General features: G+C 66.4%; 11 protein-coding genes. 6 read left to right on the top strand and 5 right to left on the bottom strand.

Annotation, left to right across the window (positions count from 1 at the left end; translation table 11 throughout):
- Positions 1–2 precede the first annotated feature (2 nt).
- Both W930_RS0109675 and W930_RS0109670 read left to right on the top strand, forming a co-directional pair.
- A complete protein-coding gene (locus W930_RS0109675; protein ID WP_024788691.1) occupies positions 3–1,991 on the top strand; it encodes an ATP-binding cassette domain-containing protein in 1,989 nt (662 codons plus the stop codon).
- Positions 1,992–2,010: 19 nt separating this feature from the next.
- A complete protein-coding gene (locus W930_RS0109670) occupies positions 2,011–2,733 on the top strand; it encodes an ABC transporter ATP-binding protein (RefSeq protein ID WP_023596118.1) in 723 nt (240 codons plus the stop codon).
- A gap of 5 nt (positions 2,734–2,738) precedes the next feature.
- Here the strand turns inward: W930_RS0109670 and W930_RS0109665 are convergent, their stop codons facing one another.
- The 4 genes from W930_RS0109665 to W930_RS26850 all read right to left on the bottom strand — a co-directional run bounded on the left by W930_RS0109665 (position 2,739) and on the right by W930_RS26850 (position 6,255).
- A complete protein-coding gene (locus tag W930_RS0109665) occupies positions 2,739–3,725 on the bottom strand; it encodes an MDR family oxidoreductase (RefSeq protein ID WP_023874229.1) in 987 nt (328 codons plus the stop codon).
- Positions 3,726–3,777: 52 nt separating this feature from the next.
- On the bottom strand, positions 3,778–3,936 hold the full coding sequence (locus tag W930_RS30435; RefSeq protein ID WP_023874230.1) for a hypothetical protein: 159 nt from the start codon (positions 3,934–3,936) through the stop codon (positions 3,778–3,780).
- Between the two features lie 12 nt (positions 3,937–3,948).
- Positions 3,949–5,082 carry a nitronate monooxygenase family protein gene (locus W930_RS0109655; RefSeq protein WP_023874231.1) on the bottom strand — a complete coding sequence of 378 codons (1,134 nt, stop codon included), beginning with the start codon at positions 5,080–5,082 and terminating at the stop codon, positions 3,949–3,951.
- 186 nt (positions 5,083–5,268) lie between these two features.
- Positions 5,269–6,255: a site-specific integrase gene (locus W930_RS26850; RefSeq protein WP_224785258.1), complete on the bottom strand. Its 987-nt coding sequence runs from the start codon at positions 6,253–6,255 to the stop codon at positions 5,269–5,271.
- A 312-nt stretch (positions 6,256–6,567) separates the two neighbouring features.
- Here W930_RS26850 and W930_RS26845 point away from each other — a divergent pair, with 312 nt between their 5' ends.
- Positions 6,568–7,599 (top strand): DNA-binding protein, encoded by a 1,032-nt coding sequence (locus W930_RS26845; protein ID WP_080685211.1) that lies wholly within the window; start codon positions 6,568–6,570, stop codon positions 7,597–7,599.
- Here the strand turns inward: W930_RS26845 and W930_RS26840 are convergent.
- Complete coding sequence (locus tag W930_RS26840; RefSeq protein ID WP_080685212.1) at positions 7,570–9,165, bottom strand: efflux transporter outer membrane subunit; 1,596 nt, start codon at positions 9,163–9,165, stop codon at positions 7,570–7,572. The genes W930_RS26845 and W930_RS26840 overlap by 30 nt on opposite strands.
- A 128-nt stretch (positions 9,166–9,293) precedes the next feature.
- Here W930_RS26840 and W930_RS26835 point away from each other — a divergent pair, with 128 nt between their 5' ends.
- The 3 genes from W930_RS26835 to W930_RS26830 all read left to right on the top strand — a co-directional run bounded on the left by W930_RS26835 (position 9,294) and on the right by W930_RS26830 (position 12,895).
- A complete protein-coding gene (locus W930_RS26835) occupies positions 9,294–10,445 on the top strand; it encodes an HlyD family secretion protein (protein WP_023874234.1) in 1,152 nt (383 codons plus the stop codon).
- A gap of 143 nt (positions 10,446–10,588) precedes the next feature.
- The gene (locus W930_RS0109630; protein WP_051399357.1) at positions 10,589–12,133 is read left to right on the top strand and encodes a DHA2 family efflux MFS transporter permease subunit; all 1,545 of its coding nucleotides are present in this window, start codon (positions 10,589–10,591) and stop codon (positions 12,131–12,133) included.
- Between the two features lie 213 nt (positions 12,134–12,346).
- The gene (locus W930_RS26830; protein WP_023596109.1) at positions 12,347–12,895 is read left to right on the top strand and encodes a helix-turn-helix domain-containing protein; all 549 of its coding nucleotides are present in this window, start codon (positions 12,347–12,349) and stop codon (positions 12,893–12,895) included.
- Positions 12,896–12,959 lie beyond the last annotated feature (64 nt).

Here is a 12,959-nt window from a genome sequence, read left to right as displayed (position 1 = left end):
CCATGACCGCACAGTCCTCCCATGCACGCGGGGCCGCCGACACCGGCAGCCTGCGCGTGACCACGAAGCTCGCGGCGATCGTGGGTATCGTCGCGCTGTTCGGCTTCCCCGTTGCCGTCAGCAATCCGTACTACATCCACATGATCGAAACGATCATGATCTATGCGATCCTGCTCTTCGGGCTGGATATCGTCGTGGGTTATACGGGGCAGGTATCGCTGGGCCATGCCGGGTTGTTCGGTATCGGCGCATACGTGGCGGGGGTTTTCTTCGCCAAGCTCGGGCTGTCGTTCTGGTTCGCGCTGCCGGCGGCCATTCTGATTACGGCGGCGTTCGGGGCGATTCTCGCGTTGCCGGCATTACGCGTGATCGGCCCGTATCTTGCCATGGTGACGCTCGCCTTCGGCACCATCATCCAGATTCTCATCAACGAGATGGACTTCCTGACGTCGGGGCCGATGGGCATCACGCTCACGAAGCCGGTCATCGGCGGGCATCCGATCGACGAAGTCGAGTACTACTGGCTCGTCGCGGTGCTGCTGCTCGTCAGTATTCTCGTGGCGCACCGGATTCTGAAGTCGCACCTCGGCCGCGCCTTCGAAGCGTTGCGCGACTCGCCGGTGGCGTCGGACTGCATGGGCGTGTCGGTGTACCGCTACAAGGTCTACGCGTTCGTGATCAGCGCCGGTTTCGCGGGGCTGGCGGGAAGTCTCTACGCCTATTCGGAGCAGTACATCTCGCCGAATACGTACAACTTCGAACTCACGATCCTGTTCCTGCTGGCCGTGATCATGGGCGGGCGCAAGACCCGCTCCGGTTCGCTGCTGGGTGCGGCGATCATTGTGCTGCTGCCGCAACTGCTTGACGACATCGGCATCTTCCGTATCGTTGCCACGGTCATCGCGGCGTTGACGACGGTGGTCGCCGTGACGGCGATTGCCAAGGCGCGCACCACGCTGGCCAAGGCCGCCGTGCCGGTCGTCGGCACCGTGGGGCTGGCCGCGGTGACATGGTGGCTCGACAGCATCACGGACTGGCGTCTGACGATCTTCGGTCTGATGATTCTGTTTGTCGTGTACTACCTGCCCGACGGCATCGTGGGCTTCCTGCGCTCGCGTATTCTGCATCGCCGCCGCACGCTTTCGGTCTTGGCCACGCAAGTCGACGAATCGGCCGGCGGCGACACCGATCCGGTGCTCATGGCGGCGGCAAGCGGTCCGGACGAACTGCTCAAGGTGCGCCAATTGCTCATGCAGTTCGACGGCCTCAAGGCACTCAACCAGGTGGATCTCACCGTCAGGCGCGGCACGATCCATGGGCTGATCGGCCCGAATGGATCGGGCAAGAGCACCATGATGAACGTGCTCACGGGCATTTACGTGCCGACCGCCGGCAGCATCGAGTTTGCGGGACAGTCGCTCGCGGGCCGCACGTCGTCGGACATCGCGCTCTCGGGCGTGGCGCGCACGTTCCAGAACGTGCAGTTGTTCGGAGAAATGACGGCGCTCGAGAACGTGCTCGTCGGGCTGCACCATACGTTCGCTTCCACGCTGGTCGACGTGTCGCTGCGATTGCCGCGCTACAAGCGCGAGGAAACCGGGGCCCGGGCGCGGGCGATGCGATTGCTGGAGTTCGTGGGGCTGGCTTCGCTGGCCGACGAGGAAGCGCGCAACCTGCCGTACGGCAAGCAGCGTCTTCTGGAGATCGCGCGTGCGTTGGCGCTCGATCCGCGCCTGTTGCTGCTCGACGAACCGGCGGCCGGCCTGACCGCGCCGGACATTCGCGAGTTGCTGGCGATCATTCGCAAGATTCGCGACCACGGCATCACGGTCATTCTCATCGAGCACCACATGGACGTGGTGATGAGCACCTGCCAGACCGTGTCGGTCCTGGACTTCGGGCAGAAGATCGCCGAAGGGCTCCCGGCACAGATCCAGGCCGACGAGAAAGTGATCGAAGCGTATCTGGGCGGCGCATCGACGACGCACTGACGACATCAACGGAACCCCTATGCTTTCCATTCGTAATCTGCAGGCGGGCTACGGCAAAGTGCAGGTGCTGCACGGCATCGACATCGATGTGCCGAGCGGCCAGGTCGTCACGCTCATCGGCTCGAACGGCGCCGGCAAGACGACCACCATGCGCGCCGTGTCCGGGATGATCAAACCCACGTCGGGCGAAATCACGCTGGGCGACAAGCGTATCGACGGACTCGATTCGCATCGCATCGCAAAGCTCGGGCTGGCGCACTCGCCGGAAGGGCGTCGCGTGTTCGCGACCATGTCGGTGACCGACAACCTGCGTCTGGGCGCCTTCCCGCGCCTGACAGGCAGTCGCCCGCGCGGCGATGTCGCCGCCGATCTGGAGCGTGCGATGGACCTGTTCCCGCGGTTGAAGGAGCGGCGCAATCAGTTGGCCGGCACACTCTCGGGCGGCGAGCAGCAAATGCTCGCGATGGCGCGCGCGGTCATGTTGCGCCCGGATATCGTGCTGCTCGACGAGCCGTCGATGGGGCTGGCGCCGATTCTGGTCGATGAAGTCTTTCGCATCATCGGCAACCTGAAGGCGGAGGGCGTGACGATGCTGCTCGTGGAGCAGTTCGCCGCCGCGGCGCTGGCGGTGGCCGATTACGGCTACGTGCTGGAGAACGGCAGCATCTCCGTGCATGGTCCGGCCGAGAGCCTGCGCAACGACGACAAGGTGCGTGCCGCCTACCTCGGCGGCAGTCACTGAGCCGCTCAGCGGTTGACGTCGACCACCACGCGGCCGTGGATTTCGCCTCGGACGATGCGTTGCGCGACGACAATGGCGTCGGCCAGGCCGACGTCATGCGACATCCCGCCTAGCTTTTGCGGTTCGAGGTCGTGCGCGAGGCGCTGCCAGGCTTCCTCGCGCAATTCGCGCGGCGCCATCACGCTGTCGATGCCGTGCAGCGTGACGCCGCGCAGAATGAATGGCGCCATGTTCGCCGGAAAATCCATGCCCTGCGCAAGTCCGCATGCGGTGGCGACGCCGCCGTAGCGCAATTGCGCGATTGCGTTGACGAGCGTGTGTGAGCCGACCGAGTCGACCACGGCCGCCCAGCGTTCCTTTTGCAGCGGCTTGCCCGGCTCGGACAACAGGCGCCGGTCGATGACTTCGGCCGCGCCGAGCGCCTGAAGATACTCCGCCTCGTGGAGCTTGCCGGTCGAGGCCACCACGCGATAGCCGAGCGAACTCAGCAGCGCGACGGCCACCGAGCCGACGCCGCCCGAGGCGCCGGTCACGAGCACGTCGCCGTGATGCGGCACGACACCGCTGCGCTCCAGCGCCATGACCGAGAGCATGGCGGTGTAGCCGGCCGTGCCGATGATCATGGCGTCGCGCGACGAGAAACGCTCGGGCAATTTCACCAGCCAGTCGCCTCGCAGCCGGGCCTTTTGCGCGAGGCATCCCCAGTGAGTTTCGCCAACGCCGTAGCCGTTGAGCACCACGCGCTCGCCCGGACGCCACGCGGCGTGCTTCGAGGCGAGCACCGTCCCGGCCCCGTCGATGCCGGCCACCATGGGCCATGACCGCACGACCGGCGCCTTGCCGGTAATCGCGAGTCCGTCCTTGTAGTTGACGGTGGAGTAGTCGATCGCGACCAGGACGTCGCCATCGGCGGGCAGCGCATCGTCATCCAATGCCGCCACGGCCGCGTGCGTCTTGCCGTCGGATTGGGTCAGCAGAACCGCATTGAACATGTCATGTGTCTCCGAAGCGCGGCGAGTGCGCGCGGTTGGGGGGCGAATCGCTTCAGGCGGTCGCGTCCATGTCGCCGACCGCGAGCGAGCCGAGACTGCCTGCGTTGAACGCGGCGGCCCCGAGCGCCGGCGTCGATCCCAAGGCCATCGGCGCCTGAATGATTGGCGTCGACAGGCCGGGCCGCCGGGTGATGCGTAGCGTTGGGGACATGGACGGTCTCGCTCAGAAGGTCGATGCCAGTTCGCGCAGCGCGTCGAACGTCTCGTGGAGCTCGGCGCGCAGCACGCCGACGAGCTCTGCTGCCGGCATGGCGCGGGCAAGCGGCGCGGCTTGTCCGGCCCACTGCGCGGCATAGTCGTGATTGCCCTTGGCCTTTGCCGCCGCGTTGATCGCCTTTCCGGCATCGTAGGCCACCGGATAGGCCGGGAGATCAGGGCGCTCGGCCTTTTGCTCGAGTGCATATAGCCGATTGACGAAACCACGCGCCGGACGTCCGGAGATGGCGCGAATCAGTGCCGTGCGCGGTGGCTGTCCGACGCAAAGGCGTTCGCGATACGCGGCATCTGCCGACGATTCCGGACAGGCAACGAAGGCAGTGCCGAGTTGCGCGGCCTGTGCGCCGAGCGCCAGCACCGCGGCGATGCCCGCGCCGTCCATGATGCCGCCCGCGGCGATCACGGGCACCGAGGTGTGCGTGACGACCAGCCGCACAAGCGCCAGCGTCCCCAGTTGCTCGTCGTCGGTCGGCACGCGATCGCCGAGATCCTCGAAGCGGCCGCGGTGACCGCCGGCCTCGTATCCTTGCGCGACGATGGCGTCGATACCCGCCGCCTCGATCTCCCGGGCCTCGGCGAGGTTCGTGGCCGTGGCGAACAGCAGGATGCCGGCCGCATGCAGGGCGTCGATCTTCTCCTGCGACGGCAGCCCGAAATGGAAGCTCACAACCGCCGGACGTTCCTCGAGCAGCATGGCGAACATGGCATCGTCGGCCACGAAGCTTTTGTAAATCTCGCTCAGTGCCGCCGGCGCGGTGGCGCCGAAGTGCGCGAATTCCGGGGCGAGATAGGCCAGCCAAGCGGCGTCGCGCGACGCGTCGAGCGTGGCCGGCGCATGGCAGAACACGTTGACGTTGAACGGCTTACGGGTCAGGGCGCGAGTGTCATGAATGGACTTGCGTGCAGCATCGGCGTTGACCGAAGCCACGCCCAGCGAGCCGAGCCCGCCAGCATTGGAGACGGCGGCCGCCAGCGCGGGGGTGCTGGTGCCGGCCATCGGCGCCTGGATGATCGGCGCGAGCAGGCCGAGTCGTTCGATGAGCGCGCGATTGCGCGAGCGGGAAGCGGTGGAGCTAGGCATGACGATCTGCACCTTTGAGTGTTCAATGGGGGGGACAGCGGCAGTGACAGCAGGCGGTATGTCCACTATGGCATACGCCCGACGCGGTAAAAGATACCACTTAAATGCATCTTTATGTCGACGCCCCCAGGAATTTGCAGGGCCGATCGCTGGCGCTGCGCAGCGCGTCGACGTTGCTGCCGATCGTCACATGCCGCTGTTCTCCGGCGCATTCGGGGTGTCGATGTCTTCGTCGGCGGGCGGACCGCCCATCAAATCGGCCGCGCGCGAACGCAGCATGTCGGCCCGACGAAAGTAGCCGACGACGGTCGCGACGCTCGTATGCCCCGTCATCGTCATGGTTTCGGCCAACGGGACCTGTTGGAGCGCCGCTTCGGTGACGAAACCCGCCCTGAGCGAATGCGCGGAGAAGTTGCCGTTCAGGCCGGCGAGCGTGCACCGCTCGCGGACGATGTCGCGCACCGCCGCCTCTGACAGCGCGTCGCCGAGGTGCCCGCCCCGGCGCACCCGGCGGAAGATCGGACCTTCGACGATCCCCGCGGCGGCAAGCCAATCGGTAAGCGCGGCCGCGGCGGCACCGGTCACGGGCTTTTCGTTTTCCGGGAGATCGGCACCTTGCTGATTGGTTTTCGACCACCCGAGCGTATAGACATAGCGGTCCGGCGCCACGCGGCGGACGTTCTCGCAGGTGGCACGAACGACTTCGGAGCGGCGCCGTCCGCCGCTCGCCCAGGCGAACAGCAGCAAGGCTCGGTCGCGTTTGCCGCGCAGCGAGTCGTCGCACGTGTCAAGCAGCGCGCGCAGTGGCTCCCGGGTCAAGGCGTCCTTTTTGGCTGGCCGCGCGCCGCGCCTGGCGTAGGCGCGCCGCGTTTTCGCGAGCAATTCCCGCACGACGGGTTCGGCACACGGGTTCGGCAGATCGCGCGACGTGTGCAGTTTGGCCATGACGCTCAGACGGTGAAGGAGGGTGGCGAGCGCCGGGGGACCCGCCCGCGCCTTGAGGCCCTGCGAGACAAGTGCCACATCGAGCGCTTCGGGCATCGCCGTGCGCAAACCCTGTTTGCTCTGATGCACGGCGTGATCCACGACGAACTGGATGATGACGGCGGGCGGCAACGGCGTCGGCAAGGCTTCCCCGTAACGTAGTCGATACCAGCCCAGCCAATAGCGCATGGCTGATTGATAACTGAGTCGCGTATTCGCGGAGTCGCCTTCCCGGGCGAGCGCCTGAGCGGCTTTGCGGGCATCGTCGTTCAGCTTGCCCGGATCGAGGACCTCGGGCAGTTTCTCGCCGGATGTGACGCTTGCAACCGCGTCGGATGCGGATGGGGAAGCCGACGGGCCGGAATCAATGATTTTTCTACCGAACATATGATTTCATATGTAACATGTAATTAATATAACGCACAAAGCAAATAAGTCACGATAATCTTCCATTATCGAGGGTTATTTGGCAATGCCAACGAAATCAAGGAGTGCTGCGTCATGACTACGTCTCAAGGCTTGAAATCCGCCGCGATCGCACCGTCGTCCCGAGCGGGTGGGCGCGGTATCTCCGAGCAGGATGTGTGGGCCGCAGCCGATGCGTTGCTGATGCAAGGGCAGCGCCCCACCATCGAGCGCATTCGTCTACAGTTGGGACGGGGATCGCCGAATACCGTGAGCCCATATCTCGATGCCTGGTTCGCGGGGCTCGGCACACGTTTGCAGGGCGGTGGCGCGGCCATGTCCAGACTGCCGGAGGGCGTTTCGATGCCCGATACGGTGGCTCGCGCGGCGATTGATTTGTGGACGCTCGCGCTGGAGGAGAGCCGGGCTGTACTGGCGCAAGAGGCGGCCGAGCGCCGGGCGGCGCTCGATGCCCGTGAGGCGGAACTGGCTTCTGAGCGTGAAGCGTTGGTGCAGGCGCGCGCCGTCCTGCACGAGCGCATCGCGGCGGCGGAGACGGCGGCGGCCGATGCCCGTCAGGCGCGAGACGAAGCGCAAGCGCAGGCACGTCGCGCCGAGGCGCAGCTCATCGATTCGCAGGCCGATGCGGTGGCCTCCCGGCAAGCACTCTCCGCGGCGCGCGACGCGATGCAGGCATTGCAGGAAGTGCACGCGGGTCAGCGCGCAGGTTGGGACGCCGAGCGTGTCCGGCTCACCGAGCGCGCCGAGGCCAACGAGCGACGGCTCATGCTGGAGCTCGATGCGGCGAGAGCGTCTGTCAAGTCGCTTCAGCAGGAGCGCCGTCAGGTGCAGCGAGAGTTGCAGGAGGCGCAGGCCAGTCTTGCCGCCATGACGGAGGCGCAACACGAGATGCGGTCGGCCAAGGCATTGCAGGATGCGGTGATCGCGCGTTTGCGCGAGCAGGTGACGACGCAGGAAGCGCTCGCCGCCGCGTACCAGTCGATGCTGTCGGCGTCGGCGTCGACGGGCGTCGGCATTGCGCGCGGCCCGACGCCGGGGCGCAGGCGCCGGTCAGGCGCCGCGAGCGCGGCGGCGACGTCAGTCTTGCGACGGGCGCGAAGGGGATGATGCGCGCGGTGAGGTCAGCGCCAGCGCAGGCGCATCGGCCTGCCAGCCGCCGCCCAGCGCCCGGAATGTCGCCACCGCGGCACGGGCATTGTCAGCCTGTGCCCGCGCGTCGGCATCGCGCACGGTCAGTAGTTGTCGGTCGGCGTCGAGCACTTCATACAGGCTGACCGCTCCCCCCGTGTAGGCCGCTTGCGCGCTGTCGCGTGCGCGCGTCTGCGCGTCCACCGCCTTGGCCAGATCCTTGCGCTGTTGCTCGATCTCCACGAGGGTGACGATGGCGTTTTCCACATCCTCGGTGGCGTGCAGCATGGCCAACCGGTACTCGGCCAGGGCCTCGGCATTGGCGCCGCGTGCCTGCGCGACTTCGGCGTCGATCCGGCCAAAGTCGAACAGTCTCCAGCGCAGGCCCAGTGCCGCGAGCGGCTGGAACGTATCGGCGCCCGGCACTCGCCCGCCGGCGAGCGTTTCGAATCCCAGCACCCCCGAGAGCGAGAGCTTGGGGTAATACTCGGCCAGCGCAGCCCCGATTTGGGCGTTCGACGCGGCCAACCGACGTTCCGCGGCAATCACGTCGGGGCGTCGGCGCAACAGATCGGCCGGCTTGCCGATATCGCCAATCGGCGGGATCGCAATTGGCCGTACGTGCCGGTCGTCCGCCGGCGTTGTCGCGTCGATCTTGTGCGCGTAGGTGCCCGGCGCCACGCCCATCAGTACGTCCAGACGGTTGAGCTGGCTTTCGCGCTCGATGCGAAGCGGCGGCAGCGTCGTTCGCGCCTGGGCCAGCAGTGCTTCGGACTGTGCCACCTCGCGTTCGGTGGCCAGGCCGTCTCCAAAGCGCAGGCGCACGATGCCCAGCAGGCGTTCGTCCGTGGCGATCTGATCTTGTGCGATGGCCAGACGGCGCTGTGCCGCACGCACGCGAAAATACGCATCGGCGGCTTCCGCGACGAGGCTCACGCGCACGCCGTCGCGCTGCGCCTGCGCGACTTGCGCCAGCGCGCTTGCCGTTTGCGCCGAGCGCCGCAATCCCCCAAACAGGTCCAGCTCCCAGCTTGCGCCCAAGCCAATGTCGTACACGGTCATGTTGCGGTTGTATCCCGGCAGCGTGCTCGCGACGACGCCCAGCGGGCTGTCGAGCGATTGATGTTCCCGACTGATGTTGCCATCCAGACGCAGTGACGGCAGTTGCCGTGCACCCGCTGCGCTGGCCTGCGCGCGTGCCCGGACGACACGGGCCATGGCTGCCTGCAAATCGAGATTCTGTGCAAGCGCCTGTTCGATGATGGACGTAAGCGCCGGGTCGTGAAAACGCGTCCACCAGGTATCGAGCGTTTCGTGAGCGCGGCTCGGCGGCGCACTGCCCGGTGCGTCCGATACCCCGGTGCGAAAGGCGTCTCGCTGGGCGAGCCGGACGACTCCGGCGAAGTGGTCAGGCAGCGCGTTGCCGGGTGGCACGTAATCCGGGCCGACCGCGCAACCGGCCAGGGAGCCGACGCACACGGCAAGGCAGGCGGCGCGAAGGACGGAAGGGGGAATGCCGAATGACGTCGAGGCGTGTGAATTCATGATCGAAGGAGGGGAGTTCGCGCAGTTACTTGCAATATGATAGTCACAACTCTATACTCACTTCCATTATGAAAGCAACACCGAGTTGCGCACTTCATCACACACTTAAGAGCAAGAAGGAAGGACCCATGACATCCCCCAGCACGCCTACCCCTGATACAGGAGAACCCATCGGCCGGATTCGCAAGTCAAGCGTCGGGTCTCAGCTTGTGATGCGCGGCGCGGCGGTCGTGGCCGTCCTGGCGGTATTGGGGTACGGCGCGTATTGGTGGACGACGGCTCGGCATCTCGAATCGACGGACGATGCCTATGTCGGGGGGGACGTCACCGCGCTCGGCCCGAAGGTGCCGGGCTACATCGCGCAGGTATTGGTCACGGACAACCAGGCTGTCCATGCCGGGGATGTCCTTGTGCGGCTCGACGACCGCGACTACCGTGCCGCGCTCGCCAAGGCAGAAGGCGCTGTCGCCGCGCAGCGCGCGTTGCTCGCCAATCTGGACGCCACGGCAAGGCTGCAGACGGCGGTGATCGCGCAGGCGCGCGCCGGTGTGGCGGCCATTGCCGCGGACGTGCGTCGTGCTCGCGAAGATCAGGCGCGATACCGGGATCTCGTCGCCAAGTCGGCGGTGTCGGTGCAAAGTGCGCAGAGAGCGGAGGCGGACTACCAGCAGCTCGTGGCCAATCGCGAGCGGGCCGACGCCGGTGTGACGGCCGCCGAACGACAACTCGACGTCATCGGCACGCAAAAGCAGCAGGCGCAGGCGGCGTTGGCCCAGGCGGTGGCCGAGCGCGATATCGCGAAACTCAATCTCGATGACACGGTGCTTCGCGCGCCCGTGGACGGCACCGTCGGCAACCGGCGTGCCCGCGCTGGCGCGTACGCGCAGGTGGGCAGTCAACTGCTCGCCATCGTTCCCGCCCACGGACTTTGGGTGGACGCGAATTTCAAGGAAGGACAGGTCGCTCACCTGCGACCCGGCATGCCGGTGAAGATCGAGGCCGACGTGCTGCCGGGCCGCGTCTTCCATGGTCGCGTGGCAAGCCTGGCGCCGGCCACGGGCGCGCAGTTCAGTGTCCTGCCGCCGGAAAATGCGACAGGCAACTTCACCAAGATCGTCCAGCGTGTGCCCGTTCGGGTGAGGCTGGATGATGCCGACGGTCGTCTTGGCACCTTGCGTCCCGGGCTGTCGGTGACGGCCGTGGTCGATGCGCGAGGCGATGACGGCACCGGAGCAACCGAACGTCGAGACGCCGGTTCGGCCAAGGTCGCCGCACGATGAGCGCCACGCAAACAGGCGGGTTGCTGCCGCAGCCGGTGCCGGTCGGCAATCCGGCTCCCGCGCCGCGCCCGGACCGGTCCGCCAACGATGGCCGTGAGCGGGCCGTGGCGCCGGCACCGGGCGGTGGCTACTCGGCCGGTGCCATGTCCACGCGCGCCAAGGTGATCGCCTTTGCCACCATGGTGGTGGGCATGTTCATCGCCTTGCTCGACATCCAGATCGTATCGGCCTCCTTGCGCGACATCGGTGGCGGCCTGTCGGCCGGCGCGGACGAAACGGCATGGGTGCAGACCAGCTACCTGATCGCGGAGATCATTGTGATCCCGCTCTCGGGGTGGCTCTCGCGCGTGATGTCCACGCGTTGGATCTTCGCGGCTTCGGCGGCCGGGTTCACGGTGGCGAGCTTGCTGTGCGGCGCGGCGTGGAATATCCAGAGCATGATCGCGTTTCGCGCGCTGCAGGGGTTTCTCGGCGGGTCGATGATTCCGTTGGTGTTTACCACAGCGTTCGCGTTTTTCAGCGGGCCGCAACGCGTGCTGGCGGCAGCGGTGGTCGGTGGGCTCTCGTCATTGGCGCCCACGCTCGGGCCGACCATCGGCGGATGGATCACCGACAACTACTCGTGGCATTGGCTGTTCTTCGTCAACCTGGTGCCCGGCATTTTCGTCACGGTTACCGTGCCGCTGCTGGTGCGCATCGACCGGGCCGACTGGTCGTTGTTGCGCGGCGCCGATTACCTGGGCATGGCGCTGATGGCGGTGAGTCTGGGGTGCCTGGAGTACACGCTGGAAGAAGGGCCTCGCTGGGATTGGTTTGGCGACGACACCATTCGTACGACCGCATGGCTGGCCGCTATCTGTGGCGTGGCGTTCGTCTGGCGCAGCCTGACTTACGCGCAACCGATCGTGGACCTGCGTGCCTTGCGGCAGCGCAACTTCGCGCTGGGCTGCTTCTTCTCGTTTGCCACGGGGATCGGCATTTTTGCCACGATCTATCTCACGCCGTTGTTCCTTGGCCGGGTGCGCGGCTTTTCCGCGTTCGAGATAGGGATGGCGGTGTTCTCGACGGGCGTGTTCCAGCTCATGTCGATCCCCCTGTACGCCATGCTCGCCAATCGGATCGATTTGCGGTGGCTCATGATGGTGGGGTTGGGCGCCTTTGCTTTGTCGATGTGGCAGTTCGCGCCAATCACGCACGACTGGGGTGCGTGGCAATTGATGCTCCCGCAGGCGCTTCGCGGCGCGGCGCAGCAATTTGCCGTCGCCCCGATCGTCACGCTGACGCTGGGCAGTCTGCCACCGGCAAGGCTTCGTCTGGCGTCCGGCCTGTTCAACCTGATGCGCAATCTCGGCGGCGCCATCGGGATTGCCGTGTGCACGACGGTACTCAACGATCGAACCAATCTGCATTTCTTCCGCCTCGCGGAGCGCATGGGCGAGGGCAGCCCGGCGGTCGGGGAGTGGCTTGCCGGTGTGGGGGCGCGAATGTCGGTGGCCGGGCTGGACGCCGTCGACGCGCACACGGCGGCGCTGCGCCAGCTCTGGACGCTGACGCTGCGCGAGGCCCAGACGATGACGTTCGGTGACGTCTACACGGGACTTGGCGTGATCTTCGTTTGCGTGACGCTGATGGTGCCGCTCCTGCGGCGGGTTGCGCCTCCCGCGACGCCAAGTGCCGACGCGCATTGATGGTGTCGGCAGAAGAATTCACTTCAAAGAACCGACTTCAGGAATATATCGTAACCAATTGATTTATATAGAGTATATTTTTAGGTGGCGACGTGATTTGCCGATGAGCGACGCCAAGCGCGGTCGACCGGCTTGCTCCCGGGAGGCGACGCGCTTATGCTCACTTGCATGGTAATAGGCAGCGTTCGTCGCTTCCGCACGCAAGGAGTCCGTATGCAACGAAAGACCTTCCGGGACATGCAGTGCCCGATCGCCCGAAGCCTGGAACGGGTGGGCGAATGGTGGAGCATTCTCATCCTGCGCGAAGCCGGCTACGGGACGACCCGTTTCGATGACTTTCAGCGCCGTCTGGAGATCGCGCCCAACATGTTGACCCGCCGCCTGAACGCCTTGGTGGAGGAAGGCTTGCTGGCGCGCCGACAGTATTCCGACCGGCCGCCACGCTTCGAATACGTGCTCACGGATGCCGGGCGTGACTTCCGGCCGGTGCTGTGGGCGTTGCTCGCCTGGGGAAATCGTCACTTCGCGCCGGAGGGCATCTCGGCGCAGTTGATTGACCGGCAGACGGGCCAGGTGGTGGAACCGGTCGTCGTGGATGCGGTGACGGGGGTGCGGCTGGACCCGGCGCGTCATGTGCCGGCCGCGGGCCCGGCGGCGAGCGAGAGCATGAAGGCGCGGCTCGCCCGCGCGGCGGCGTTTGCCAGCGGAGAACCGGTCGACGACAGCGGTACGGCGGTGGCAGCGGAAGTCGCCGGGCGCTGAGTGGCCGGGTCTGGCGACGGCAACCGCCGGGCAGGGCCTGCCTGGCGGATTGCCGCCATTGCCC

Origin of the sequence: Pandoraea sp. E26 (assembly GCF_000681415.1) — a bacterium.
GTDB classification, from domain to species: domain Bacteria; phylum Pseudomonadota; class Gammaproteobacteria; order Burkholderiales; family Burkholderiaceae; genus Pandoraea; species Pandoraea pnomenusa.
Note: the sequence above shows the minus strand (reverse complement) of the source record. Positions and strands in the feature narration are given on the sequence as shown.